Source organism: Bradyrhizobium sp. AUGA SZCCT0160, assembly GCF_018130105.1.
Taxonomy (GTDB): domain Bacteria; phylum Pseudomonadota; class Alphaproteobacteria; order Rhizobiales; family Xanthobacteraceae; genus Bradyrhizobium.
Genome location: NZ_JAFCMD010000020.1, coordinates 80,052 through 103,099, shown reverse-complemented (window position 1 = coordinate 103,099; position 23,048 = coordinate 80,052). Strand labels below are relative to the sequence as shown.

Annotated in this window: 31 protein-coding genes; 11 read left to right on the top strand and 20 right to left on the bottom strand. The window is 63.1% G+C overall.

The window, feature by feature from the left end; genetic code table 11:
• Positions 1 to 32: 32 nt before the first annotated feature.
• From JQ558_RS27615 to JQ558_RS27605, 3 genes are all read right to left on the bottom strand, one after another.
• Positions 33 to 506, bottom strand: a complete 474-nt coding sequence (locus tag JQ558_RS27615; RefSeq protein ID WP_212273278.1) for a hypothetical protein — start codon at positions 504 to 506, stop codon at positions 33 to 35.
• 72 nt (positions 507 to 578) lie between these two features.
• Positions 579 to 1,028 carry a hypothetical protein gene (locus tag JQ558_RS27610; protein ID WP_312015036.1) on the bottom strand — a complete coding sequence of 150 codons (450 nt, stop codon included), beginning with the start codon at positions 1,026 to 1,028 and terminating at the stop codon, positions 579 to 581.
• A gap of 129 nt (positions 1,029 to 1,157) precedes the next feature.
• Positions 1,158 to 1,688, bottom strand: a complete 531-nt coding sequence (locus JQ558_RS27605; protein ID WP_212295758.1) for a hypothetical protein — start codon at positions 1,686 to 1,688, stop codon at positions 1,158 to 1,160.
• Positions 1,689 to 1,811: 123 nt separating this feature from the next.
• Here JQ558_RS27605 and JQ558_RS27600 point away from each other — a divergent pair, with 123 nt between their 5' ends.
• The 3 genes from JQ558_RS27600 to JQ558_RS27590 are packed head-to-tail and all read left to right on the top strand — an operon-like array spanning position 1,812 to position 4,637.
• Positions 1,812 to 3,479 (top strand): fumarate hydratase, encoded by a 1,668-nt coding sequence (locus tag JQ558_RS27600; protein WP_212204385.1) that lies wholly within the window; start codon positions 1,812 to 1,814, stop codon positions 3,477 to 3,479.
• 31 nt (positions 3,480 to 3,510) lie between these two features.
• Positions 3,511 to 3,951, top strand: a complete 441-nt coding sequence (locus tag JQ558_RS27595) for a MaoC family dehydratase (RefSeq protein WP_212295757.1) — start codon at positions 3,511 to 3,513, stop codon at positions 3,949 to 3,951.
• Positions 3,951 to 4,637 carry a DUF429 domain-containing protein gene (locus JQ558_RS27590; protein WP_212295756.1) on the top strand — a complete coding sequence of 229 codons (687 nt, stop codon included), beginning with the start codon at positions 3,951 to 3,953 and terminating at the stop codon, positions 4,635 to 4,637. The genes JQ558_RS27595 and JQ558_RS27590 overlap by 1 nt, the downstream gene beginning before the upstream one ends.
• 27 nt (positions 4,638 to 4,664) lie before the next feature.
• On the opposite strand, the gene JQ558_RS27585 is transcribed toward JQ558_RS27590, so the two are convergent.
• From JQ558_RS27585 to JQ558_RS27565, 5 genes are all read right to left on the bottom strand, one after another.
• Entirely contained in the window at positions 4,665 to 5,357 is a 693-nt protein-coding gene (locus JQ558_RS27585; RefSeq protein ID WP_212295755.1) for an SH3 domain-containing protein, read from the bottom strand.
• A 38-nt stretch (positions 5,358 to 5,395) separates the two neighbouring features.
• Positions 5,396 to 5,692, bottom strand: a complete 297-nt coding sequence (locus JQ558_RS27580; RefSeq protein WP_212295754.1) for a hypothetical protein — start codon at positions 5,690 to 5,692, stop codon at positions 5,396 to 5,398.
• Positions 5,693 to 5,798: 106 nt separating this feature from the next.
• Positions 5,799 to 6,353, bottom strand: a complete 555-nt coding sequence (locus JQ558_RS27575) for a septation protein IspZ (protein ID WP_212295753.1) — start codon at positions 6,351 to 6,353, stop codon at positions 5,799 to 5,801.
• Positions 6,354 to 6,464: 111 nt separating this feature from the next.
• Complete coding sequence (locus JQ558_RS27570) at positions 6,465 to 7,043, bottom strand: hypothetical protein (RefSeq protein WP_212295752.1); 579 nt, start codon at positions 7,041 to 7,043, stop codon at positions 6,465 to 6,467.
• A 392-nt stretch (positions 7,044 to 7,435) separates the two neighbouring features.
• On the bottom strand, positions 7,436 to 8,839 hold the full coding sequence (locus tag JQ558_RS27565; protein ID WP_212295751.1) for a carotenoid oxygenase family protein: 1,404 nt from the start codon (positions 8,837 to 8,839) through the stop codon (positions 7,436 to 7,438).
• 123 nt (positions 8,840 to 8,962) lie between these two features.
• Between JQ558_RS27565 and JQ558_RS27560 the strand changes: the two genes are divergently transcribed.
• A complete protein-coding gene (locus tag JQ558_RS27560; RefSeq protein WP_212295750.1) occupies positions 8,963 to 9,691 on the top strand; it encodes a TetR/AcrR family transcriptional regulator in 729 nt (242 codons plus the stop codon).
• Positions 9,692 to 9,817: 126 nt separating this feature from the next.
• Positions 9,818 to 11,686 carry a dihydroxy-acid dehydratase gene (locus JQ558_RS27555; protein WP_212295749.1) on the top strand — a complete coding sequence of 623 codons (1,869 nt, stop codon included), beginning with the start codon at positions 9,818 to 9,820 and terminating at the stop codon, positions 11,684 to 11,686.
• Between the two features lie 53 nt (positions 11,687 to 11,739).
• Here the strand turns inward: JQ558_RS27555 and JQ558_RS27550 are convergent, their stop codons facing one another.
• The gene (locus tag JQ558_RS27550) at positions 11,740 to 13,143 is read right to left on the bottom strand and encodes a hypothetical protein (protein WP_212295748.1); all 1,404 of its coding nucleotides are present in this window, start codon (positions 13,141 to 13,143) and stop codon (positions 11,740 to 11,742) included.
• Positions 13,144 to 13,388: 245 nt separating this feature from the next.
• Entirely contained in the window at positions 13,389 to 14,006 is a 618-nt protein-coding gene (locus tag JQ558_RS27545; protein WP_212295747.1) for a hypothetical protein, read from the bottom strand.
• A gap of 200 nt (positions 14,007 to 14,206) precedes the next feature.
• On the opposite strand from JQ558_RS27545, the gene JQ558_RS27540 reads away from it, so the two are divergent.
• The gene (locus JQ558_RS27540; RefSeq protein WP_212295746.1) at positions 14,207 to 14,926 is read left to right on the top strand and encodes an SET domain-containing protein; all 720 of its coding nucleotides are present in this window, start codon (positions 14,207 to 14,209) and stop codon (positions 14,924 to 14,926) included.
• Between the two features lie 114 nt (positions 14,927 to 15,040).
• Here JQ558_RS27540 and JQ558_RS27535 read toward each other — a convergent pair whose 3' ends face one another.
• On the bottom strand, positions 15,041 to 15,328 hold the full coding sequence (locus tag JQ558_RS27535) for a DUF6522 family protein (protein WP_212273265.1): 288 nt from the start codon (positions 15,326 to 15,328) through the stop codon (positions 15,041 to 15,043).
• Positions 15,325 to 15,759 (bottom strand): Rrf2 family transcriptional regulator, encoded by a 435-nt coding sequence (locus JQ558_RS27530; protein WP_212204423.1) that lies wholly within the window; start codon positions 15,757 to 15,759, stop codon positions 15,325 to 15,327. Before JQ558_RS27530 ends, JQ558_RS27535 begins: the two co-directional genes overlap by 4 nt.
• 84 nt (positions 15,760 to 15,843) lie before the next feature.
• On the opposite strand from JQ558_RS27530, the gene JQ558_RS27525 reads away from it, so the two are divergent.
• Both JQ558_RS27525 and JQ558_RS37955 read left to right on the top strand, forming a co-directional pair.
• Positions 15,844 to 16,305, top strand: a complete 462-nt coding sequence (locus JQ558_RS27525; RefSeq protein WP_212295745.1) for a group III truncated hemoglobin — start codon at positions 15,844 to 15,846, stop codon at positions 16,303 to 16,305.
• The gene (locus JQ558_RS37955) at positions 16,302 to 16,436 is read left to right on the top strand and encodes a hypothetical protein (protein ID WP_283813770.1); all 135 of its coding nucleotides are present in this window, start codon (positions 16,302 to 16,304) and stop codon (positions 16,434 to 16,436) included. The genes JQ558_RS27525 and JQ558_RS37955 overlap by 4 nt, the downstream gene beginning before the upstream one ends.
• Positions 16,437 to 16,462: 26 nt before the next feature.
• Here JQ558_RS37955 and JQ558_RS27520 read toward each other — a convergent pair whose 3' ends face one another.
• From JQ558_RS27520 to JQ558_RS27490, 7 genes are all read right to left on the bottom strand, one after another.
• Positions 16,463 to 16,906: a DUF1801 domain-containing protein gene (locus JQ558_RS27520; protein WP_212295744.1), complete on the bottom strand. Its 444-nt coding sequence runs from the start codon at positions 16,904 to 16,906 to the stop codon at positions 16,463 to 16,465.
• Positions 16,907 to 16,980: 74 nt separating this feature from the next.
• Complete coding sequence (locus JQ558_RS27515) at positions 16,981 to 17,469, bottom strand: DUF1801 domain-containing protein (protein ID WP_212295743.1); 489 nt, start codon at positions 17,467 to 17,469, stop codon at positions 16,981 to 16,983.
• 14 nt (positions 17,470 to 17,483) lie between these two features.
• Positions 17,484 to 17,690, bottom strand: coding sequence for a hypothetical protein (locus JQ558_RS27510; RefSeq protein WP_212295742.1), 207 nt, complete (start codon positions 17,688 to 17,690; stop codon positions 17,484 to 17,486).
• A gap of 56 nt (positions 17,691 to 17,746) precedes the next feature.
• Positions 17,747 to 18,175: an SRPBCC domain-containing protein gene (locus tag JQ558_RS27505; protein ID WP_212295741.1), complete on the bottom strand. Its 429-nt coding sequence runs from the start codon at positions 18,173 to 18,175 to the stop codon at positions 17,747 to 17,749.
• On the bottom strand, positions 18,172 to 18,495 hold the full coding sequence (locus JQ558_RS27500) for a helix-turn-helix transcriptional regulator (RefSeq protein ID WP_212295740.1): 324 nt from the start codon (positions 18,493 to 18,495) through the stop codon (positions 18,172 to 18,174). Before JQ558_RS27500 ends, JQ558_RS27505 begins: the two co-directional genes overlap by 4 nt.
• A 225-nt stretch (positions 18,496 to 18,720) precedes the next feature.
• Positions 18,721 to 19,119: a hypothetical protein gene (locus tag JQ558_RS27495; RefSeq protein WP_212295739.1), complete on the bottom strand. Its 399-nt coding sequence runs from the start codon at positions 19,117 to 19,119 to the stop codon at positions 18,721 to 18,723.
• 39 nt (positions 19,120 to 19,158) lie between these two features.
• Entirely contained in the window at positions 19,159 to 19,368 is a 210-nt protein-coding gene (locus tag JQ558_RS27490; protein ID WP_312015035.1) for a hypothetical protein, read from the bottom strand.
• A gap of 100 nt (positions 19,369 to 19,468) precedes the next feature.
• Here JQ558_RS27490 and JQ558_RS27485 point away from each other — a divergent pair, with 100 nt between their 5' ends.
• Complete coding sequence (locus tag JQ558_RS27485; protein WP_212295738.1) at positions 19,469 to 20,290, top strand: helix-turn-helix domain-containing protein; 822 nt, start codon at positions 19,469 to 19,471, stop codon at positions 20,288 to 20,290.
• Positions 20,291 to 20,420: 130 nt separating this feature from the next.
• Complete coding sequence (locus tag JQ558_RS27480) at positions 20,421 to 21,233, top strand: helix-turn-helix domain-containing protein (RefSeq protein ID WP_212295737.1); 813 nt, start codon at positions 20,421 to 20,423, stop codon at positions 21,231 to 21,233.
• Here the strand turns inward: JQ558_RS27480 and JQ558_RS27475 are convergent.
• Positions 21,230 to 21,667 carry a MarR family winged helix-turn-helix transcriptional regulator gene (locus JQ558_RS27475; protein ID WP_212204432.1) on the bottom strand — a complete coding sequence of 146 codons (438 nt, stop codon included), beginning with the start codon at positions 21,665 to 21,667 and terminating at the stop codon, positions 21,230 to 21,232. The genes JQ558_RS27480 and JQ558_RS27475 overlap by 4 nt on opposite strands.
• 212 nt (positions 21,668 to 21,879) lie before the next feature.
• Between JQ558_RS27475 and JQ558_RS27470 the strand changes: the two genes are divergently transcribed.
• The gene (locus JQ558_RS27470; protein ID WP_212204983.1) at positions 21,880 to 23,016 is read left to right on the top strand and encodes a substrate-binding domain-containing protein; all 1,137 of its coding nucleotides are present in this window, start codon (positions 21,880 to 21,882) and stop codon (positions 23,014 to 23,016) included.
• The last annotated feature ends 32 nt before the right edge of the window (positions 23,017 to 23,048 follow it).

The following is a 23,048-nucleotide window of genomic DNA, read 5'->3' as shown; positions in this document are numbered from 1 at the left end:
TAGAATGCAGCGGATTCCCGAAGGGAGCGCCGCTACTCGTCCTTGCCGCGGGTGACCGCAATCGAAGCCTCGGTCTTGGTCCGCGTGCATTCCATGTTGAGCCGGCGGAAGCGCATCGAGACCTTGTCGCCGCGCAGGATGCCCATCCGCTTCATGCAGCGCGTCGAGCCGGTCACGACATCGGGCTTCGGAATGGTGAAGACGAGCGCGCCGGCGTTGGCGACCAGTGCAAGGAATTCCGGTTTGAATTTCCGGTCGGTCTTGGCAAAGAGCTCAAGCGAGTAATTCTGGCCGCGGCAGCCGATCGAAAATTCCTTGGTGGCGGGATGCGTCAGATAGACGATGTTGCGGGCCTTGAAGTTGACCTTGACCCCGTCGATCTGGCCGGCGAGCTGCTTGGCGACGTCGTCGCAGCGGTCGGCGCGGGCCGGCGAGGTTGAGAAAGCGGCCAGCGCCAGCGCGCCTGCGAGCAGGACCGGTCGGCGAAAGTGTCGTCGTGGTATCATTCGTAAATGCCCCTCTGGGCCCCATTGAAGCTTGCGCGGCAGCTTCCTGCAAGAGGCCTATTCGAATGTCAATCAGAAGCCGCGCGTAGTCATTGCGATAAAGAACGCCATCGTGGTGAACAGGTTGAGCAGGGTCGGCGTGCTGACCAGCGCCGTGGCGGCCCCGAGCCGCTGGTCGCGCGCCGCACAGGCGATGGCAAAGGCGGCCATCAGCGGGAACAGGATGATTTGCACTGATGTTTCCAGCGCCGCGTAAGGGCCGTTGAAAGCGAGCCCGTGCCTGATCACCGAGGGCATGTAGCTCAGCCAGGTCATGAGCATGACCGCGCCGAGCGCCATGACCGCGTGGCGCACGTAACCGATGGCCGCGAACAGCAGCGCCGACAGCGCCAGCACCGGATGGACGGCAAGGTGCACCTTGACGATGGCCGCGCCGATACCGTGACCCGGGATTTTCGACATATCCTCCAGCAGCGTCGGCGCGCTCGACATGCCCCAGCAGAGCTCGAGCAGCGCGATCACAGACAGCGCGACGCGCAGGCCGATCCGGCGCGGCGCTGACGTGGCAGGCGCGGTCCCGGCCGCCGGGGGCAGCCGCGCGCATCTCGGCCGTTGTCATCGGTGTCCCCTTCATCTTGCCGGCGTTGTGCATCAGGTCCCGCGCATGGCGAGGCCGATGGCAATCGCAATGATGGCGGCGATGTTGAACAAAGTGGGAAGGCTCACCAGTGCGGTCGCAACGAGCAGGCGACGGTCGCGCGCTGCAAGGCCGATCGCACAGACAGCCACTAGCGGAAACGCGATGATCTGCGCAGGCGACCAGATCGCGCCGAGGCCGACCGCGTCTAATCCTGACGACATCACGGTTGGCATGTATTTCAGCCAGGTCACGATGATGACAGCGCCGAGCATGACAATCGCAGGCCGCACGCGGCCGAAGGCGGCGAATACCAGGGCCGCCAGCGCCAGCAACGGGTGCATGACGCTGGCAGCGCCACTGATGGCTGCCACCTCGATTTCAGGATCACCGAAGATCCCCCATGCCACCGAAATGCCGTCGAGGAGTTCGAGCACCGCGATGATGATCAGGGCGATGCTGAGGCCGGACAGGCTAGCAGCCGGCGGGACCGGGGGAAGGGCGGCCACTGTCTCGGTCGACACTGCGGTGGGAACAGTCGTCATTCTCGATTTCGATTGCTGATGGCCATTCGGGAACCTTCCTTTTGTGTCAAAAGTCCTTAGAACGGTTCAAATGCCGGGGTGTCCCGTGGACGCTTCCGCCCCCAAAAACCTTGCGAGCCAGCCATGAACGCCCCGACCGCTTTCCCCGACCAAAAGCCCGTTCCGCCCTACAAGCACACGCCGCTGTTTCCGCTGGGCGCGGACACCACGCCCTACAAGAAGATCACGACGGATGGCGTGCGGGTCGAGAAGGTCCTGGGCAAGGACATGCTGGTGGTGTCGCGCGAGGCGCTGCGGGCGCTGTCCGAGGCCGCCTTCGGCGACATCAATCACTATCTGCGCCCCGGCCATCTGAAGCAGCTGGCCAACATCCTCGAGGACAAGGAAGCCAGCGACAACGACAAGTTCGTGGCGTTCGATTTCCTGAAGAATGCCAACATCGCCGCCGGCGGCGTGTTGCCGATGTGTCAGGACACCGGCACGGCGATCATCATGGGCAAGAAGGGCGCCCGCGTCATCACCGACGGCGACGACGAGGCCGCGCTCTCGGAGGGCGCGCGCGACGCCTATTTGCGCCGTAACCTGCGCTATTCGCAGGTGGCGCCGATCTCGATGTATGAGGAAAAGAACACCGCCAACAACATGCCGGCGCAGTGCGAGATCTACGCCGAGGGCGGCTCTTCAGAAATAGACTTGGCCTACAAGTTCATGTTCATGGCCAAGGGCGGCGGTTCCGCCAACAAGAGTTTTCTGTTCCAGGCGACGCCGTCGGTGCTGACCAAGGATCGCCTGCTGGCGTTCCTGAAGGAGAAGGTGCTGACCCTCGGCACCGCCGCGTGCCCGCCCTATCATCTGGCGATCGTGATCGGCGGCACCTCGGCCGAGCTTTGCATGAAGACGGTGAAGCTGGCGTCCGCGCGCTATCTCGATGCGCTGCCCACCCATGGATCGGCCGATGGCAACGCCTTCCGCGATCTGGAGATGGAGCAGGAGATTTTGAAGATGACGCAATCGCTCGGCGTCGGCGCGCAGTTCGGCGGCAAGTATTTCTGCCACGACGTGCGCGTGATCCGGATGCCGCGTCACGGCGCGTCGCTGCCCATCGGTCTCGGCGTGTCCTGTTCGGCCGACCGCCAGGTGCTCGGCAAGATTACGAAAGACGGCGTCTATCTCGAGGAGCTTGAGCACAACCCCGCGCAATATTTGCCGGCGGTCGAGCAGGCGCTCGGCGGCGAGGTGGTAAAAATCGATCTCAACCAGCCGATGAAGGATATTCTGGCGACGCTTTCAAAGCATCCGATCAAGACGCGGGTCTCGATGACCGGCACCATGATCGTCGCGCGCGATTCCGCCCACGCCAAGTTGCGCGAGCGGCTGGAGAAGGGCGAGCCGCTGCCGGATTATTTCAAGAACCATCCGGTGTATTACGCCGGTCCCGCCAAGACGCCGGACGGCTACGCGTCCGGCGCCTTCGGGCCGACCACCGCGGGACGCATGGATTCCTTCGTCGACCAGTTCCAGGCGGCTGGCGGATCGATGGTGATGGTCGCCAAGGGCAACCGCGCGGTCGCGGTGCGCGAGGCCTGCAAGAAGCACGGCGGCTTCTATCTCGGCTCGATCGGCGGCGCCGCGGCAAACCTCGCCGAGCACTGCATCAAGAAGGTCGAGGTGGTGGAATATCCCGAACTTGGCATGGAAGCGATCTGGCGCATCGAGGTGGTGGATTTTCCGGCCTTCATCATCATCGACGACAAGGGCAATGACTTCTTCAAGGAATTGAATTTGGGGTGAGGGCGCGTCATTCAAGAGCATCGAGGGCAGCATGGTCGAGTGGTTCGACGACCTGAAGGTCGGCATGCGCTTCAAGACCGACAGCGCTGTGGTGTCGAAGGAAGATATTATCCGCTTCGCCCAGGAGTATGACCCTCAGCCGTTCCACCTCGACGAGGAAGCGGCGAAGAAGTCCATCCTCGGCGGCCTTGCCGCGTCCGGGTGGCATACGGCCGCGATCGCGATGCGGCTCGCCGCCAACTCAAAGCCGTTCGGGCGGCATCCGCTGCTTGGCGCCGGCGTCGACGATCTGCGCTGGCTGAAGCCGGTGCGGCCCGGCGACACCATTCACCTTGAAGGTGAGGTGGTGGAGCTGACGCCCTCGCGCTCAAAACCGCACGGCGTCGCCCGCGTGAAATGGACCGCCTACAATCAAAAGGGTGAGGCGGTCTACACCTTCAATCCGATTGCGATCGTGCCAAGCCGGCCGTAGTGAGCGCGGGCGGGAGCTGCAGAGCCGTCGGCCTTGATGGATTCAGCAACGGCTGGGTCGCCGTGCGTCTTGAAGGCGGCAGACACGAAATTTCCTTCCATCGCGATGTCTCGGAAGCGTTGTCTCGCCCGTTCGATCGGGCGGGGATCGACATCCCCATCGGCATGGCCGATGACGGCGAGCGCGCGTGCGATCTGCTTGCCCGCGATAAATTGCGCCCGCACACCTCGCGCGTTTTCACGGGCGCGCGGCGCTGGATTTGGCAAGACTTCGACAATCCCGACGAAGCGAACAGGGAATGCCTGCGGCGCGGCCAGAAGCGCGTGTCGCGCCAGCTCTGGCATCTCGGACCGAAGATCATGGAGGTAGATGCGTTCCTGCGTGCGCATCGCGCGCTTGATGTCCGCGAGGTCCATCCCGAACTGGTGTTTCTGCGGTTGAACGCAAACAATCCCTTGCCGTCGAAGAAATCCGAGGAAGGAGATTCCCTTCGTCGGATGTTGCTCAAGCGAAGCGGGCTCGGCGATATCGACCAATGGCTCAGCAAGGCGCGGATCGGCACCGGCGCGAAGCGTGACGATGTGCTGGACGCCTGCGCCGTGGCGATTGCCGCGCGCGAACCTGCAGGCAGCGTCGGATCGCCGTCACCGGACGCTCTCGGCCTGCCGATGCAAATCTGGTTCTAGCGGTGCAGGCCCCGAGCAGCCACCAACTTAACTGCAATTCGTGACCTGGCTGGAGCACAGGCTGCGCCACCAGCCGCGCACGCCGTCCTGGCTTTCGACGAGGCCCCAGCAGCCGTCCTTGAAGCCGATGATGCGGAATTCGGTCAGCCAGCCGTCTTCGGGCGTGTTCTCACTACCACCCATCTTCAGGCGATACGGCGGCGGCAGCGTGCCGAGCACGCGCGGTTTCACCGACGGCTCGGCGCGGACGTTGAGGCCTTTTGGATCGCGATCTTCCGACCAGGCGCCGAGATTGCAGGGCTCGGTACCATCCGGGAGCGTCGCGCGCTTGGCCGCGAGGTCGGCGTGCGATTTTGCGAACTCGCTTTCCTGGCCGTCGGGATCGGTCATCGTGGTGTCGCGGTTGCCCCGCGTGGCGTCGCTGCGCGGTTTCAATTCCGCGGACAGCGCGCGCCCGTCCTTGTCGAGCCTCACGACAAGCACCTGGCGTGCCGCGAACACGCTGGCGGGGGACTTGGGCTCGTTCGCGCCTGCCGGATAGACCGCGAGGTATCCGGTCATCTCTGTGGTGCGGTAGGCTTCGCCCGCGACATAGCCCGCCGGCACCAGCGCCAGCGCGCTGGCGCGCCATGCCGGCTCGAGCTCGGGCGCGGATTGTGCGATCGCCGCCGTCACCAGGGAGGCGACGACGGTGATTGAAAGCAGTGCGGTCTTTTGCATGGATCAAACAGCGAGGGAGCGAAGCTGCTCCGTCCGTATCAGGCCCGCGTTCCCGTGAACGGAAAGCTGCCCATCGGGCCGATGCCCATTTCGCCGGACATGCTGTCGCCGGAAACTTTTCCGGTGAAGGCGAGTGTCAGCGGCATCGGGTTGGTGATGGAGATCTTCCAGGCGACGTCGTCGCCATTGGCGGTGCCGTCGAAGATTTCGCCGGAATTGCCGTCGGCGCCTTGCATGCCCGTCAGCGTGCCACCGGAATTCTTCAACGTCAGCGTCGCCTTGCGCTCGCCCATCGGCGTGGTCATGACGATATCCCAGTTTCCGTCCACGGCCATCTTGGTCTCCCCAATACATTTCCCAGCAACCGGAATGGTTCTGAGTTCTCCCGGCGGCGGTATAACCCATCTTGCCGCGCAAGCCCAACCCTGTTGTTTTACCGTATTACGCGCGGGCGGCCGCGCGGATGCGGCTGCCGACCAGGACGCGGAACGCGACATATTGCACGGCGAACAGAGCAATCTTGGCCCCGATCAGGACGACGGTCACATAGAACGTCCACAGCTTCATGTCGCCGGTCATCGCGACGCCGATGGTGCCGGCGGCGAGCACGAAGCACAGCCCGGCCCAGACGTAGCCTGCGGCGGTGACATATTCCGGAATGGTCTGGGTCACGATCGGCGGCATATAGCGCAGCATCCAGCCGCGCTTGAGCATGATGACGCCGATTGCAAAATGCCCGATCGCGGGTTTCGCTAGAACGAAGCGCGGATCGTGGGTCAAGAGCGTGGCGCCGCCGAGCACGATCACGAGCCCGAGGCTGGCCCAGGTCATGTAGCCGAGCTCCTTGCCCTTGATGCGGGAGTGGATCACCTGGCCGATGGCGCCTGCGATCGCGACGCCGGTCGCCAGCAACACGTTATCAGTCGCGAGATAGATCGCGATGAACACGATGGTGGAGAAAAAGTCGGCGCCCAATCTTGCGAATACGTCCTTCACTGTGTTCCTCCTTGGCGATGACGTCATTGCGAGGAGCGGAGCGACGAAGCAATCCATCTTTCTTGTTGTGGCTATGGATTGCTTCGCTGCGCTCGCAATGACGGATGGTACTTAGACTTTCGGCAGGGCGCTGGCCGGCGGCGGGCCGTACTTCGCCTTGCGGTATTCGGGATACCATTTGGTGAAATAGACCGCGCTGTTGCGCGCGGCACATGCAACCAGCAGTCCCGCCCACAGCGGCAGGCCCGGCACATAGATCAGCGCGGCATTGCCGGCCATCATCAGCAGCATCGCGCCGGTCCATGCCCAGGTGATGATGTAGTTTGCCTTGATGAAGCCGGGCAGCTTCGTGGTTTCGGCATCGACCACCTCGAGCGCATATTGCAGCGTGAAGGGTGGTTTGCCGGCCACGATCGAGCCCAGCGTAACCAGGAACATTCCGGCATCGACCGCGAACTTCACGCCGGAGACGCTGAGGTCGGGATCGATCTCGGTGACGTAACCGCCGATCGCGGTAAAGACCACGACGGAGCCCACGCCCAGGATCTTCAGCGAGCGTCCGCGCGCCATGTCGTATGCAATCACGGCGAGGCAGATCGCGGCGGCGCCGAACAGGGCGACATCGGCCGAAGTCACCAGCATCAGCAGTGCGAAGGCGCCGTAGGGGGCGAGGATCAGGAAGATCGTCATGGCAGCCTCTCAGGCTATCTTTACATCGTAAAGATAGCCTAGGGGCAGGCTGAGGAGTCGTCAAGGAAAATCTTTACAGTGTCAAAATAAATGTGGTTCGGATCAAAAACAATAAGTAATTGCAATTGGTTGTGCACGAATGGGCGCTGGGCAGCTTGATGTTTTCGCAATCGTCGAACACGACGCGATCTCAATCAGAGTCTGACCGAAAAAGCATTCGGGCGCTCCCTAACTGTCTGAAAATGAGTCGCTTTTCGTCATGGCCGGGCTTGTCCCGCCATCCACGTCTTTCCTGCTTCATGGAAGCCAAGACGTGGATGCCCGGCACAAGGCCGGGCATGACGACGTTCGATATGGGGCGCTATTTCATTGATCGCTTTTGAGTCAGACTCTCAGGTCGCACTCACCCAATTGCCATGAAAACCATCGGGCACGCGATGCCCGAGATGCACCAGCGCCACCGGTCCGGCTTCGACATCTTGCGCGTTGAACACCGCAAGGTCGCTGCGGTTTTCGCGCGCTCGCCAGACCGCTGATAGCAGCCAGCCGTCGCCCTCGGCGGCGTCTTCGCCGCGCTCGACGAAAACCGGTTCGGAAATGGTGTCGCCGGCGGGCAGGTGATATTTGCCTTTTCGATTGCCCTTGCCGTCGACATGCACGATGCCGGACAGCGCGCCGAACATCGGCAGGTCAGGATTGGCGCAGGCGTACCAGCCGTGGCTGCTGGCAAGGCCCGCGCGGCGATCGTCGATGCGTGGGAATTCGCCGGTGAGATCGTCGAGATAGGTTTGCGTGAAGCGGTCGGTATTTCCGGAGAGATCGAAGGTCCAGCGGCAATAGCGTGCGCGCGATTTTTCGGGGTCCGTCGGCGAGCCGTCGGGGTGGGTGAACAGCGGCGCTTCCTCGAACTGCATCACGTCGGCGATGATGCGGCCGCCTTCCTCCCACGCGTTCATGACGTGGAACACGTAGCAGCTCTCGGCGCGGAACCAGACGATGTCTTTCGCCGAACCGGTGCGCTTCATGACGCCGACATAGGCGCCTTTCTCCGGCTCCCAGGCGTAAGGCGGCTTGCCGCGCATCGCCCGCTCCATGCTGCCGGTGATGGGGAGGATCGGAAACAGCATGTGATTTTCGGTGACGATGAAGTCGTGCACCATGCTGGCATAGGGCGACTCAAAACGATCGAACCGCGTCACTACGCCTGACGCGTTGACTGATCCGAACGACAGAGCAGGGGTCAAGGGGCCCGCGGCGTTGTAGCCGAAGAACACCATTTCGCCGGTGACGGGGTCGATCTTGGGATGCGCCGTAAAGGGGCCTGCGATCGCGCCCTTGTAGTCGCAATAGCCCATACGCTCCAGGGTACCCGGCTCGATCTCGGTCGGCATATGGCCTTCTTCCAGCGCGAGCAGGCGGCCGCCGTGGAAGATGATGTTGGTGTTGGCGACGCCGCCGTCATTGGTGACATCAGCGGGCGCGCCCGGCAGCTTGCGGCCGAAGCCGCCGAACAGTGCGCGGCCGGCATCATGCTCGGCCTGCCATTTCGGGGTACGGACCCAGCGGTTGCGATAGCTGGCGCGGCCGTTCTCGAGATGGAAGGCGTGCAGCATGCCGTCGCCGACGAACCAGTGCGCGCCGGGCGCCTCGAATTGCGGGTTGGGGCCGTTGCGATAGAGCGTGCCGTTGAGCTCGCGCGGCAATTCGCCGGAGACCTTCAGGAACGGTGCGTCGCATTCCATCGGAATCGGCGCCAGATTGGTCCGCGCCGCGTTGGTCGCCACTTGATCGAGCATCGTCGCTTCCTCCCGGTTTGATCTTTACAACGTAAAGATATGACTACAGGGCGTGCCAGCCAACGTCAAGCAAAATCTTTACAGTGTAAAAATTGCGGCTATAAAGATTCGCAAGGGGTTCAAATGGCAAAAACGTCGAGAGAAAACAAAGTGGTCCGCACCGTCGCGCGGACGCGCAAGCCGGCAAGGGCGGCTGCCGAACGGCCCGCCGTGCGGCGGCGCAAATCTGCGGGCGATACTCCCTATCATCATGGCGACCTGCGCGATGCCCTGCTGCAGGCGGCAGAGCGGGTGCTGGAACGCGACGGGCTGGCGGGGCTGACGCTGCGCGCGGTGGCGCGCGAGGCCGGCGTGTCACATGCCGCACCGACCCATCATTTCGGCGATCTCACCGGCCTTGTCAGCGAACTCGCGGCGATCGGCTTTCGGATGTTCAACGAGGCCATGGTCGCCGCCGGCAACAGCGAAACGCATCCGATGATGAAGGGGCTGGCAAGCGCCAAAGCCTACGTCGCCTATGCGCAGGCGCATCCGGGCATGTACGGCGTGATGTTCCGCAGCGCACGACTGGATTATTCGCGCCCCTCGCTGCATGAGGCCTCCGATGCCGCGTTCGCGGGGCTGACCCGCGGTGTCGGTGCCAGCCGGCACGAGCAGATTCCACAGGATGGGTTGTCGCTGGATCAGGCCGCCGCCATCGCGCGCGCGTGGTCGCTGGTGCATGGTTTTACCACGCTGCTGCTTGACGGCCGGCTCACGGGCATTCTGGAGCGGTTGCCCGAGGGCACGTCGGTCGACCAGCTGCTGGACGCGATGCTGCGCGGGTCCGTGCCCCGGCCGCCGGGGGCCTAGGTGGCAGCATACCAGCTATCGGGCATGTGACTTCCGCGTGACTTCCCTGAGGTCGGCGCTCTATAAGGTGCGCCTTAAATCGTTTCTAATATCGACCGAACGAGCCCTGCCGGGAAGGAACTAGCTGTGACAAACTCGAAGCCCGTCCTCATCGACCGCCATCCCGGCCGCACGGCCCAAACCATCGGGATTGCGCGCGAACTGGGCGTCGATCCGGACCTGATCCACGAGCCCTCGGTCGGCGTGGTCGGCACCAAGGGCGACAGCCAGTGTTACATGGGGGTGATGGCGAAGGTCGATGCGATCCACGCCAGCCTCAAGAGCCATGTCGGCAAGGGCGCCGGCCAGATGAAGCTGCGCCTGGTGCAGCCGGAATACACCATTGCGACCTCGGACGGCATCCGCAACGGCACGCGCGAAATGCGCTACTCGCTGATCGGGCGTGAAGTGACGCACGATGCACTCTGCGAACATCTGGAGGCCACCGGGCTGCTCGGCACCATCGCCGTGGTCGCCTGCGACAAGCCGCCGGTCGGCACGCTGGCCGCGCTGCTCGAGCACGATCAGCCCGCGATCATCATGTCCGACGGCGCGATCCATCCCGGCACCGATCCGAACACCGGCGAGAAGCTCGACATCGTCAGCGCCTACCAGGTCGCCGGCAACCCCGATGCGGAATACCGCCACCACATCGCCTGCCATGCCTGTCCCGGCTACGGCAGCTGCGGCGGCATGTTCACCTACAACACCATGCAGACCTTCATCGGCGTCGTCGGCATGCAGCCGCTGCACATGGTGGCGCCGCCGTCCGACGATCCCCGCCGCCTCAAGGAGTTTCCGGACCAGCTCGTCGGCTACCTCGCGCAGATGATCGCGAAGGGCCTCAAGCCGCGCGACATCGTGGTGCGCGACTCGATCCGCAACGCCGTGATCGTCGCGATGGCCATCGGCGGTTCCACCAACGTCACGCTGCATGCGCCGGAGATCGCGCGCGCCGCAGGCTTTGCCGACTTCTGGAAAGAAGTCATGACCCCGGCCGAGTTCAATCATCTGTCGCAATACGTCGTGCCTGTTCTCACCGACGCCCGCCCGTACGGCAAATATTCGATGGTCGACATCGACGCCGTCGGCGGCGTGCAGGTGATCGTCCGTGAACTGCTGGAAGCCGGACTGCTCAACGGCGACGTGATGACCTGCACCGGCGAAACCCTGGCCGAACAGGTCAAGCGCCTCGAAACCAAACCCGCCGACGGCACGGTCATCTACACCGTTGCCAAGCCCTACAAGCCGACCGGGGGCCTGCGCGTTCTCGGCGGCAATCTGTCGCCGGAATTTTCCGCCATTCTGAAACTGGCGGGCGTCGAGGGTGGTCTGGAAGACAATCTGTTCCGCGGCAGAGCGCGCGTGTTCGAAGGCGAGCGGGGACTGCTCGAGGCGCTCGACAAGACGCCCGACCTTTTCCAGAACAACGACATGATCATCGTGCGCTACGAGGGTCCGAGCGGCGCGCCCGGCATGCCGGAAATGCTCGATCCCACCTCGCGCATCACGACGCTGTGCCGCGAGCGCGGCATCGTGGTGGCGCTGATGACCGATGCGCGGTTCTCCGGCGGATCGGTCGGCCTCGTCATCGGCCATGTCGGCCCTGAAGCCGGCCTCGGTGGCCCCATCGCCTTCGTCGAGGACGGCGACGAGATCATCGCCGATCTCAACAAGAACGAACTCAACTGCACGGCGCTGGCGGATCCTGCCGTTCTGAAGGCGCGCAAGGCTGCCTGGGACAAGGTGGTGGCGGCCAATGGCGGCCTGCACCCGAACTGCGGCGTCGCCGACACCCGCCTGTTGCACCGCGCGCGGCTCTCTGCCGTGCCGGCCACCCGCGGCGGCGGCCTGCACCCCAACCGCGAGGTCTGGGTGCGCGAGCAGCGCGAGGCAACCAGGTCGGGCTTCGTGCCTAAGAACAAGCACCGGCCGGACGCCGCAAAGGCGTTCTAGAAGCGGCCGATTGGATGTACTGGAAGCCGCGCCCTCCGGGGCGCGGAGGGACCTCAACCTATCCGATTGAGGGTGCCCCTGATGCTCGTGAACATCTCGCCGATGTTCTTGCGCATTGAATCGAGCTTCTGAAAGTCTTCGAAGATCCTGGAAATTCTCGCGTCGAGCTCGGTCTTGTTGGTGGCGATCGCTTCCACGCGCGAGGCCAGCCCCTCATCACCCTTCAGTTCGATCTCGCCGAGCGTCTTGCTCAGGATCGCGTGACCGATATTCACTTCAGCGATCAACGCCTCGATGCCGTAGACCGGCCCTTGCAACGGCGCCAGTCCGGCCTGCGACGTGGCCAATTCCTCCTTGAACTGGCCCAGCGTCGCCGAAAAATCCTGCAGGTTCCTGAGGCGCAATCGGCATTCGACGATGAATTCGTTCAGCGCGTTTTGGCGGTCGAGCAGGCTGGCGCCGCTGGAATCCGTCTCAATCGCCGCAAGTGAGCGCTCCAGATGCTTCCGACGCTCCCTGAGCTCTTCCAGGTCCAGCCGAATGGCGTCCAGAATATGGAAGCAGTCATCGATTTGGGCGACCCGCTGCTCGATCTCGCGCTTGTTCTTCGAGAGGCCCTCGACCCGCAGACTGAGCTTGTCATCCCCGCTGGATTCGAGTTCATCCAGCATCCTGGTCAGCTGGTCGCCGGATGAGCGCAGTTCGGTGATGAGGGCGTTGATCCCGGTTTCCGGCGTGCGGACGGGAACAAGCTCGGCGTGGGTCTTGGCCAGCTCTTCCTTGAAGCGGTTGAGTGTCGCCAGTGACTGCTGCAGCATGCCATGACGGTTGTGAATCGCGGATACGCTTTGGTCCAGTTCGTTGACGCGATCGCCGAGATTTTTCTTGTTGTCGTCGGCCTCGAGCTCAGTGAGCCACCGCTCAAGCTGACGCAGTCGGTCCTTCAATTCGCTGAATACCGGCTCGGCAACGCGCCGCTTTTCCGATACGACGCCGATCGTCTCCCGAAGCGCCTGCTGGCGGCGCCGGATCTCTTCAAGCCGCTCGTAGAGATCGACGGAATGGTACCGACTCTGCTGTTCGGCGATCCGTTTTTCAGTGTCCGCGAGCGTCGTCTGCAGCGATACGATGGCTTCTTCGGGGTCGCTCTTGGCGAGCGACTGGACCGAGGAGTCGAATCCGGCTTGCGCATCATGCGCGGCCACAACCCCTTGTCGCAGGCCCCTGAGGCGCTCCCGCAATAATTTGTTCTGGCGCGCCAGGCCGTAAGCCTGCCAGACGGATGAGCCGATCAGCGCTAGAGTCGTCAACATGATGGCGCCGAGCGCGAACCGCTGGGGACCTGGCAACGCCGAAAGCTGAACCGATATCTGGGCTGGATCGAGTCCCAATGTCGCGCCTGCAAAAAACGCGCAAGCGCTGAACAGCACTATCCAGGCGATGATCGGAAACCACATACCGTGATCTAATCAGACTGTGTCGTAATCGATTGAAGGGGTGTTTTTTGAGGGCAAACCGGGTCGGATGCCCGTTTCCACAAATCCACGTCCCCCTTTTGGTGGGGAACCATAACGGCTTTTGAGGTCCTGCGGTAGTCTTACAGCGCCGGCACACGCGACTTGGCGCCGCAACCCTGGCGCGTCCATGGAGAGAAGGCCGCTGGGGTCGCGTGGCGGCGGCGCCGGGCGCCAGACTTCATCCGCTAGCGCTTCGCCATGCTCGCGGCGCGGCCGGTCTCGCCGATCACCTTCACTTCATCCTTGCCGCACGTAAAACTGCGCGCGAGCTCGTCGGCGGCCTTGCGGGCAAGCTCGTTGGGATTTGGGTTGGCCTGCGCATCGATATAGGCGACGTGGCAGACGGCGCCGGGCGGCAGCTTGGTCACCGCCAGCATCGGCTTGGCGGTGGGACGGCCTTCCTTGTCCGGATCGCTGTTGTCGGCGATGTGCCAGCGCTGGATGATCGCGAACGGCTTGCCGTCCACCGCCCGCCATTCGACGGTGTTGGTGGTCGAGTTGAACGGGCCGAACCAGCTTTGCGCGGCCGGCTCCCTGGCCGCCGCGGTGCGGTTGCGGCCGACCGAGACGGTTTCGCGCGAGTCGCCTTCGCTTATCAGCACGACCAAGCCCGCCGTGCCGGGGCAGACCCGCGTCGTGCTGCCGTCGAGCTCGCTGGGCTTGCCGATCATGCGGCAATCTTTCGGCGCCGTGGACGTATAGAGGCTGCTGAATGTCTGGGCATGTGCCGGCGAAACCAGGCCAAGCGCGGCGCCTGCAGCACCGGCCAATGCCGTCAAATGCAAATTGCGGAGGCGTTTCATCCCCTGGCGTCCCTTGCCGTCGCCTTTGAGGGTCCCCTGGGCCGTTCCGTGGCCTTTGGGGAACCATGACATTCTGACGTGTGCAATCTGGGGAAGGTTCAAGGAAGCCAACCGAAATACCTGACATCGGCGCGGAATCGTCCTAGAAGAGCAGCTTCGCCATTCCTTTCACTCACCAGCGTGTCAGTAATTCAATCGTCATGGCTACAGTATCTGCGAACAAACCCTATCGCGTCGGCCGCTCCCGAACCGGGCTTGGCCTCTTCGCCACCAAACCGATCAAGAAGGGCGCCAAGATCGTCCGCTATTTTGGGCCGCTGCTGGATTCGAAGAAGAAAAAAGACGACGCGATCGAGAACAAATATCTGTTCGAGCTGACCAACCGCTGGACCATCGATGGTTCGGTGCGCGCCAACGTCGCCCGCTATATCAACCATGCCTGCAAGCCGAACGCGGAATCCGACGTCAAGCCGCGCAAGCGCAAGGTCATCATCCGCGCCATCAAGAACATCGAGCCGGGCGAGGAGATCAACTACGATTACGGCACCGACTATTTCAAAGCCTATCTGAAGCCGATCGGCTGCAAATGCGTGGCCTGCGAAAAGAAGCGCAAGAAGAAGCGCGCCGAGGCGAGGGCGGAGAAGCTACGCCTCAAGGCCAAGGCGGAGCGGAAGGCCTTGAAGGAAGCCGAGAAGCAAAAGGCGAAGGCTGCCAGGGCGCGCAAGGCCAAAGCAAAAGCCAAGGAAAAGGCCAAGCAGAAGCTGGTCGCCAAGAATAGCGCCAAGGCGAATGGGGCCACGACGAACGGCGCCAAACTCAACGGCAAGGGTTTGAACGGACACGCTCGCAAGATCGCGCCGGCAAAATCCGGCATTCTCGCAAAACCCCGGCAGGTCGGGGAAAGCCGCGCGTCGGCATAAAACCTTCCGTCATTGCGAGGAGCGGAGCGACGAAGCAATCCATACTTTGCTCGTCGCGCTATGGATTGCTTCGCTTCTCGCAATGACGACCTAACTCCTACCGAGTCTCGGTCGTCAGCCCGGCTTCCGCAGCGATCTCGGCAACGTCGAATCCCCAAAATCTACCGCCGAGCGCTGAACGATCGCGCCCGACGCGTCGACCACGACGCGAAAGCGTCGATGCTCTGAGAAGAACGTCAGCCGATGCCGGCCCTGATCCGCATCGACGCCACGCTCGGAAACGCTGGTAATCGTGCCTGTGCGCATGCCTTCCTTGAGCCGCGGCAGCGCGATGCCGAGGCCTTCGGCGACGATCGACGCGTCGATCTCCACTTCGCCATTGGCAAACTCGATCGGCTTCATGCCGCACCTCGCGCCGGGCTCGCTTTGGATCGCGCGGGATAAGCGCATTCCGCCAGCGTGGTGCCGTCGAGTTCGCGCATGAAGGCTTCGCGCGCGGCGGCGAGTTTTCCCTTCAGGCGGCAGCGCGGCAGCAGGGAGCAGCAACCGCCATCCTCACGAAAACACTCGACCAGCGCTTCGCCTTCCAGCGCGCGCACGACTTCGCCGAGCGTAATCGATTGCGGCGGCCGCGCCAGGCTGAACCCGCCGCCGACGCCGCGTTGGGTCGAAATGAAGCCGCCATCGGCGAGATCCCTCACCACCTTGGCGAGGTGATTGCGCGAGATGCCGAACTCGGCCGCGATCTCGCTGGTGGCGAACGAGCGCGCCGGCTCGCCCGCCAGCCGCATCAGGGCGCGCAGGGCAAAATCGGTGAACGATGTCAGGCGCATGGGAGGCCCTCAAAATGTGACTTGGCAGAGCATCTATAGCCGTCTAAATAGGTATTTGAAATGCCTATTTAAGGAAAGCCGCGAATGACGGGGGCAGAACGGCGTGAGGCGATCACCGCCGAGATCATGGAAAGAACCGGCATCACGGAAGCCATGATCGAACGGCTGGTGCGCGGCTTCTACGCAAAAGTCCGCAGCGATCCGATGCTGGCGCCGGTGTTCGAGGCGCGCATCACGGATTGGGAGCCGCATCTGCAGCAGATGTGCGCGTTCTGGTCGTCGGTGGCGCTGATGTCGGGCCGCTATCACGGCACGCCCATGGTCAAGCATATGCCGCTGCCGGTCGACGCCGGTCATTTCGACCGCTGGCTCGAACTGTTCGAGGCTGCGGCGAGCGAACTCTGTCCGCCGGTAGCCGCGGCCCATTTCGTCGAACGGGCGCAGCGGATCGCGGCAAGCCTTGAACTCGGTATCGCCGGCGGACAGGGCGTCATGCTCGCACCCGGCGAGAGATATCGGCGCAGCGAAACAGGAGCCCTGCAATGACCAACCAGACGCGTGCGATAGCCGCCAAGGATCAGGCCGATCCGTATTCCGGCAGCAGCCTCGTCCCGATGCTCGTCATCGGGCTGGTGCTGACTCTGGGTGGAATGTTCGCGGCGTTGGCGTTGAGCTAGCCGCGAGCGCGTGTAGCCGGACCAGGCTAGCGGGCTTTTTTCTTTGAGCTGTTCAGCGCCGCCGCGGCGCGGATCAGCGTCTTGAAGGCATCCGCATTGATTTCAACGCCTTCATGGATATCGATCGCGCGCCTGGTGTTGCCTTCGAGGCTGGAATTGAACAGCTTTGACGGGTCCTTGAGCGAAGCGCCCTTGGCGAAGGTCAGCTTGACCGCGCTCTTGTAGGTCTCGCCGGTGCAGATGATCCCGTCGTGCGACCAGACCGGAACGCCGCGCCACTTCAACTCCTCGACCACATCAGGCACGGCCTGTTTGATCAGCGCGCGGACACCGGCGAGCGTCTTGCCCCTCCAGTCGCCCAGTTCCTTGATCTTGATGTCGATCAGCCGGGAAGGGGATTCGCCTACGTTTCCTTCCTTCGACGCGCTCTTGCTGATTCTCTTGATCGGTGTCGCTTTCTTCGCGGTCATTTTCCCTCGTTCCGTTTCGTTAGTCACCACGTGCGGGCTGCTCAATTGGTGTCCGCTCATGGCTCGTCCCTCGCTCACATTCGCTCACCGGGCAATTTGCTGGCCTGCTTCACCCAGGCCGCAAGCTGAGCTTCGTCGAGTTCGTCGCCCTCGTGGATGTCGAGATAGCGCACTTCCTTGTGCTTGGATGCGCCGGGTGGAACGGGGCGCAGCGACGTGCCGCGGAAGAAAGCCAGCTTGACGTATCTCGTGAAGACATGGATGCCGAGGAACCAGCCCTGGCCCTCGATACCGTATAGCGGCGAGTTCCATTTGACGGCCTTGTACACGCCGGGGAACGTGCGCGTGATGAGCGCGTCGAGGCGGTGCCCGACATCGCTTTTCCAACCCGGCATGGCCGCGATGTAGGCTTGTACCGGCGCGTCGCCATAGGCTTTCGCGATTTGCGGATTGCCGCCCGACAGCAGCTTGGGCTTCGCGGCGACCCGCTTGGCGACGGTTTTCTTTGTGACCTTCCTTGCGACATTCTTCGCCGGTTTCCGCGACGTCTTGCTCGACTTCATGTCCGCTCCTTGCGTCAACCGCTACGCCATTTGGCGGCATAGGGCAGCGCGAACAAGTACAGGCCGCTGAACAGAAGCAGGAAGAGCGGTGGCAGCGCCAGGAAGCCCAGCCAGTCGGCATGCGTCCCCATTGCCACGGCGATGAAGTTGATGATGACGGTCACCGTAAAGGCAATGGACAGCCAGCGGTGGGTCTGTCGAATCCAGATGTTCCAGTTCAATGGAATCTCCTCTTTATTACGTGCCTGAATGTTCACTCAGCCCTGGCCTGCGGACTTCACTCCGCCCGCGCCAGGATCTGTTCCAGCTTTGCAAAGAACTCCTGCCAGCCCGCCTTGGCGCCGCCATAGGCCTGCGGCTGATCCGGCCGGAAGCCCGACTGCTCCATGCGCAGCAGGGTTCCGGTGCGCGTCGGCGTAAGCGTCCAGGCGACGACGCTCGACAGACTGTAGGCCGCTTGTTCGTGCTTGAAATTCCAGGTGTAGGTCAGCTTTTTATTCGGCTCGACGGCGAGAACCTCGCAGTCCAGCACGCCGCCCCACTCGCCGCGCAGATTGAAATTGTGACCCACAACAGGCTTGAAGTCGTTCTTCATCAGCCACTCCTCGATCAAATGCGGTTGTGTCAGCGCGCGCCAGATTTTTTCCGGCGGATGCGGGATCTCGCGTTCGACGACGACGGAGCGTGTTTCGGTCGCAGTGTTCATTGGTCCATCCTTGTGAGGAGATCTTCGAGGTCGTCGAACCGGTTCTGCCAGAAGCCGGCCATCTGGCTGGTCCAGTCGATCAGCGGCGAAAGCGCGCCGACCTGCGCGCTGTAATGGGTCTGTCGTCCTGCATGGCGGTCGCGCACCAGCCCGGCCTGTTTCAGGAGGCCGAGATGCTTTGAGACCGCCGGCTGCGAGACGCCAGCGTGCGCCGTCAGGGCGCCGACCGTCTGCTCGCCGTCGCGACACAGCCGCTCGAAGATCGCCCGCCGCGTTGGATCGGCGAGGGTTCTGAACAGTACGTCGTGAACGTTTGGCATGTGGATCGATAACCCGTTGGCTATGGGTCGTCGTATAACCATCGGGATATATGTTAGTCAAGCATGAAATGAGGTCAGTCCGATGAGGAAATAGGTCAGCTCAGCATGCCCCGTTGGTTATGCATCAGGCGGGAGGGCGTCTGCGCGAGAGAAGCCAACGGTCCACGCGAATTCGTGCCCGATGACAAGGCCTGTCATCGGGCGCGCTTTCAATGCACGTCAAGCTCAGGCGGTCACCGCGCTGTCGCTCTTGCGCAGTCCGATATATTGCAGCTCGGCAAACACGCCGGTCGCAATCGCCTGTGCGACGACGAAGAGGATGCCGAGCAGGTTCGGGCTCACCGCGCCCGAGAACAGCAAGGCGATACTGCCCAGCGTCCACGCGGCGTTGCCCACGATCACCAGCAGCACCAGCGCTTTGAGCACCGATTGCCGCGTGCCGAGCCAGCCGACCAGCGCGGTGTAGGCGATGAGAAACAGCCCGCTCTCGCGCAGCAGGGCTTCCGGCAGATTGAGGAACGGCGCGAGCACGCCGGCGCCGAGCGTAAGGGCCACCGCCGCTACGCCGCTGAAGACGGCGTCGGCAAGCAGAGCGCGGCTCAGGAATGAGGACGGGTTGATCATAGTTCTCTCCTTTGGTTTTACGGGGTGGGTGGTTGGGGGTTAGCGGAACCAGGACCGGAACTGACGCCAGCGCCGCATCGGGGACAGCGTATCGCCGATCCGGTTCTCGATCGTCTGCACCTGCGCGACCACGAAGACGCCGGTATCGTGCACCAGCGGTTCCGGCATGTTGAGGGAACGGGCCAGCGCCCAGACCGCCAGTCTGTGCAGGGCGCGAACGATGAGCAGAAACAGAGGAAGCATCAGCATGGGTCATCTCCTGTGACTGCGAAGATGACCCCGTCCGCGACCCAATTCGATTACGTGGGAGGTAATGGAAGCTGAGAAATTCGCATGGTAGGTTTTCACCATGAACGCACATGCTTCCACGGCGCGAGCCGAACGTCCCCAGCCCGTCCATATCGGCGATCACCTGCGCGAATGGCGGCAGCGCCGGCATCTCAGCCAGCTTGATCTGGCCGGTGATGCCGAGATTTCGGCGCGTCATTTGAGTTTCGTCGAAACCGGCCGCGCCGCGCCGTCACGCGAGATGGTGCTCAAGCTGGCCGAACGCCTGGAGGTGCCCTTGCGCGAACGCAACGTGTTGCTGGTGGCGGCCGGCTTTGCACCCGCCTTTCCGCAGCGCTCGCTGGACGATCCCGCGCTGAAGGCGGCGCGGACGGCGATCGACCTCGTCCTGAAGGCGCACGAGCCCAATCCGGCGCTGGCCTATGACCGGCACTGGAATCTCGTCACCGCCAACCGCATGGTGGCGCCGCTGCTCGAGGGCATTCCGGCGCGGCTATTGGGCCAGCCCTTCAATATCCTGCGCCTGGCCTTCCATCCCGAAGCGCTGGCGCCGCGCACCGTCAACCTCGCCGAATGGTCGAGCCATCTTCTGGAGCGGCTGCACCGCCAATGCGAGGCGACCGCCGATCCCGAACTGCTGAAACTCTACGCCGAGCTGAAAGCCTATCCGATGCCGGCGCGCTCCGGCCCGCTGTCGCCGGACAATGTCGCGATCCCGTTCAAGCTGCGGCTCAATGGCGAGGTGCTGAGCTTCATCTCGACCACGATGATCTTTGGAACGCCGGTCGACGTCACGCTGTCGGAACTGGCGCTGGAGACGTTCTTCCCTGCCGACGACCTGACCACGCAGCGGATGCGGGAGATCGCGGCGGCGCTCACGTAGGATGGGTGGAGCGAAGCGATACCCATCAGAAGGTGCGGCCTAAACCACCGAGGTTGATGGGTTTCGCTACGCTCCACCCATCCTACAAGTTGCGATTTACAGCGCCGTCCGCCCTTCGCATAATCGCCGTATGGACTCCCGCCAACATGCACCGTTACCCGCCAATCCCGTCGGCGATCTCCTGCGCGGCTGGCGCAATCGCCGGGCCATGAGCCAGGCCGATCTGGCGTTCGAGGCCGGCATTTCGATCAAGCATCTCAGCTACGTCGAAACCGGCAAGGCGGTAGCAAGCCGCGAGGTCCTGCTGCAACTGGCCTCCGCGCTCGGCCTGTCGCTGCGCGACCGCAATGCGCTGCTGGAGTCCGGCGGCTTTGCGCGGCAATATGGCGAGCGCGATTTGTCCGCGCCCGACGTCGCCGACGCCAAACGCGCCATCGACCTGCTGCTGCGCCGGCACGAACCGTTTCCCGCCATCGTCACTGACCGGCGCTGGAACGTGCTGCAGGCCAACGGCGCGGCGACGCGGCTGATGACGAGGCTGCTCGGGCCGGAGCGCATGACGCGTCCACTCAATCACATGCGGATGTTTCTGAGCCCCGACGAATTGCGGCCTTATGTCGAAAACTGGCCGAAGGTCGCGTCCGCGCTATTGGTCCGCGCCCGCCACGAGGCGATGGCCGCGCCGCTCGATCTGGCGCTGCAATCGACCTGGCGTGAATTGCTGAAATTGCCCGACCTGCCGGCCACGCAGTTCGACGAGCACGAAACCCCGAGCCCGCTATGCGAGGTGCGCTTGCGCAAGGGCGATGTGGGCATTGGCTTGATCGGCGCGGTGCTGACGCTCGGGACGCCGCAGGACGTCACGCTGCAGGAACTGCGCGTGGAAATGTTCATGCCGGCGGATGAAGCGTCAGAGGCTGTCCTCACCGCGCTGGCGAATTAATTCGCCTTCTCGATCAGGCTTTCCAGCAGGCGCTTCAGATCCGCCGTGGCCTTGTTGCCGTAGTTCTCGGCGATGAAGGCTTCCTGGCTCAGCGCCAGCGAGTTGAGGCGCTGGGTCAGCGCCTTGCCGCGGTCGGACGAGAACATCAAGACCTTACGCCGGTCCTCGGCGTCCTGCACTCGATAGACGAGGGCGTCGGAGACCATCCGGTCGACCATCTTGGTCAACGTCGGATGATTGAGCAGCACCGCTTCGGCAAGCTCACCCATCGAGTGTCCCTTGCCGTCCGACAACACCTTCAGGATGCGCCATTGCTCGACCGGCACGCCTTCCTTGCGGAAGCGCGCGTCGAGCTGGCGATTGATCTCCCGGTTGGCCTGCGCAAGCAGGTAGGCGAGATGCTCGGTGATGGGTTTACTGGGCGATTTGGCCAAGGCTTTGAACTGCGTAATGGAGTTTCGATGAATATTTAGCGCTCTTGCTTGAACTCTATGCACGGGAATCGTTGAATATTCAATATTTTCCACTAGGATTTTTGTTGCCGATCACCTTGCCGATGGTAGTCTGATGGCGCCGGACTAAAAGAAGCTGAAAGGAGAGCGAATTGCTCTCGCTGCCGCAATTACAAAAGTTCGGTGGGCCGCCGATGCCGCCGGAACTGCTGCTTAAGGGGTTTCCGGGGACGGGAACGGGCACCTCGGAGCCGGCGCTTGGCCCGTTTCGGGCGCCGCGCGATCGCAAGAAGTTGCGGATTGCCAATTTTGTCGGGCTGTCCGGCCCGTCGGGAATCTGGGGTCCGGCCTCCATCAACAGTACGCTGCTGGGCATTTCCGAGATCAATCGCCGCGGCGGCATTCTCGGCCGCGAGATCGAAGTCGCGTTCCATGACACCGGCGGCGATATTGACGACGTGACGCGCACCGCTTCCGACATTGTCGCGGCCGAAGACGCCGATCTCATCATGGGCTCGCATATCAGCGCGGTCAGGGTGGCGCTGCGCAAGGTCGTCGCCGGACAGATTCCCTACCTCTACACGCCGGTCTATGAGGGCGGCGAGCGAACGCCCGGCGTGATGGCCATCGGCGAGACGCCGGGGGCGCAATGGCGCCCGTCCATCGAGTGGCTCGCCAACACCAGGCGAGCGGCGAACTGGTATCTGATCGGCAGCGACTATGTCTGGCCATGGCTGTCCCACAGGGCGATCAAGAAATACATAGCTGACGCCGGCGGGCGCGTCGTTGGTGAGGAGTTCGTGCCGATCGGCGAGCACAATCACGGCAACCAGCTGGCGCGGATCCGGGCCGCGAAGCCCGACGTGGTTCTGATCACGTTGATCGGCGCCGACAGCGTCGTCTTCAACCGTACCTTTGGCGAGCAGGGGCTCGGCACCCGAATGCTCCGCCTCGCCGGAGCGATGGACGAGACGGTGCTGCTTGGGATCGGCGCCGACAACACCGAAAACCTGTTCTGCGCATCCGGCTATTTCATCGACAAGGCCTCGCGCGAGAACGACGCTTTCCGCTGCCAATACGAAGCCTCGTTCGGCCGCCACGCGCCGCCGCTCGGCTCGATCGCGCAGTCGAACTATGAGGGCTTGCGGTTTCTGGAGACGGTCGCCGCGCGTGCAGGATCGCTGGCGCGGAAGCCGCTGCTCTCGGCGGCTGCGAATGTGGACTACCAGGGCGCGCGAGGCACCGTCGGCATTCGCCGCGGCAGCGCCAGGATGCCGATCTATCTAGCAGCCGCCAACGGGATCGACTTCCGGCTGATCAAACAGTTCTGACCGCGAACGCGTAACGCTCCGCAAAAGGAGGT

Coding starts and splice junctions, on each gene's coding strand:
- JQ558_RS27605 (WP_212295758.1), bottom strand. CDS start 1,688: ATGACGACTGTTCCCACCGCAGTGTCGACCGAGACAGTGGCCGCCCTT.
- JQ558_RS27495 (WP_212295739.1), bottom strand. CDS start 19,119: ATGATCAACCCGTCCTCATTCCTGAGCCGCGCTCTGCTTGCCGACGCC.
- JQ558_RS27570 (WP_212295752.1), bottom strand. CDS start 7,043: ATGACGATCTTCCTGATCCTCGCCCCCTACGGCGCCTTCGCACTGCTG.
- JQ558_RS27470 (WP_212204983.1), top strand. CDS start 21,880: ATGCCGCCGGAACTGCTGCTTAAGGGGTTTCCGGGGACGGGAACGGGC.
- JQ558_RS37955 (WP_283813770.1), top strand. CDS start 16,302: ATGACCAACCAGACGCGTGCGATAGCCGCCAAGGATCAGGCCGATCCG.
- JQ558_RS27585 (WP_212295755.1), bottom strand. CDS start 5,357: ATGCAAAAGACCGCACTGCTTTCAATCACCGTCGTCGCCTCCCTGGTG.
- JQ558_RS27560 (WP_212295750.1), top strand. CDS start 8,963: ATGGCAAAAACGTCGAGAGAAAACAAAGTGGTCCGCACCGTCGCGCGG.
- JQ558_RS27580 (WP_212295754.1), bottom strand. CDS start 5,692: ATGGCCGTGGACGGAAACTGGGATATCGTCATGACCACGCCGATGGGC.
- JQ558_RS27600 (WP_212204385.1), top strand. CDS start 1,812: ATGAACGCCCCGACCGCTTTCCCCGACCAAAAGCCCGTTCCGCCCTAC.
- JQ558_RS27480 (WP_212295737.1), top strand. CDS start 20,421: ATGGACTCCCGCCAACATGCACCGTTACCCGCCAATCCCGTCGGCGAT.
- JQ558_RS27595 (WP_212295757.1), top strand. CDS start 3,511: ATGGTCGAGTGGTTCGACGACCTGAAGGTCGGCATGCGCTTCAAGACC.
- JQ558_RS27490 (WP_312015035.1), bottom strand. CDS start 19,368: ATGCTGATGCTTCCTCTGTTTCTGCTCATCGTTCGCGCCCTGCACAGA.
- JQ558_RS27545 (WP_212295747.1), bottom strand. CDS start 14,006: ATGAAACGCCTCCGCAATTTGCATTTGACGGCATTGGCCGGTGCTGCA.
- JQ558_RS27505 (WP_212295741.1), bottom strand. CDS start 18,175: ATGAACACTGCGACCGAAACACGCTCCGTCGTCGTCGAACGCGAGATC.
- JQ558_RS27520 (WP_212295744.1), bottom strand. CDS start 16,906: ATGACCGCGAAGAAAGCGACACCGATCAAGAGAATCAGCAAGAGCGCG.
- JQ558_RS27565 (WP_212295751.1), bottom strand. CDS start 8,839: ATGCTCGATCAAGTGGCGACCAACGCGGCGCGGACCAATCTGGCGCCG.
- JQ558_RS27525 (WP_212295745.1), top strand. CDS start 15,844: ATGACGGGGGCAGAACGGCGTGAGGCGATCACCGCCGAGATCATGGAA.
- JQ558_RS27485 (WP_212295738.1), top strand. CDS start 19,469: ATGAACGCACATGCTTCCACGGCGCGAGCCGAACGTCCCCAGCCCGTC.
- JQ558_RS27535 (WP_212273265.1), bottom strand. CDS start 15,328: ATGAAGCCGATCGAGTTTGCCAATGGCGAAGTGGAGATCGACGCGTCG.
- JQ558_RS27540 (WP_212295746.1), top strand. CDS start 14,207: ATGGCTACAGTATCTGCGAACAAACCCTATCGCGTCGGCCGCTCCCGA.
- JQ558_RS27530 (WP_212204423.1), bottom strand. CDS start 15,759: ATGCGCCTGACATCGTTCACCGATTTTGCCCTGCGCGCCCTGATGCGG.
- JQ558_RS27615 (WP_212273278.1), bottom strand. CDS start 506: ATGATACCACGACGACACTTTCGCCGACCGGTCCTGCTCGCAGGCGCG.
- JQ558_RS27515 (WP_212295743.1), bottom strand. CDS start 17,469: ATGAAGTCGAGCAAGACGTCGCGGAAACCGGCGAAGAATGTCGCAAGG.
- JQ558_RS27550 (WP_212295748.1), bottom strand. CDS start 13,143: ATGTGGTTTCCGATCATCGCCTGGATAGTGCTGTTCAGCGCTTGCGCG.
- JQ558_RS27500 (WP_212295740.1), bottom strand. CDS start 18,495: ATGCCAAACGTTCACGACGTACTGTTCAGAACCCTCGCCGATCCAACG.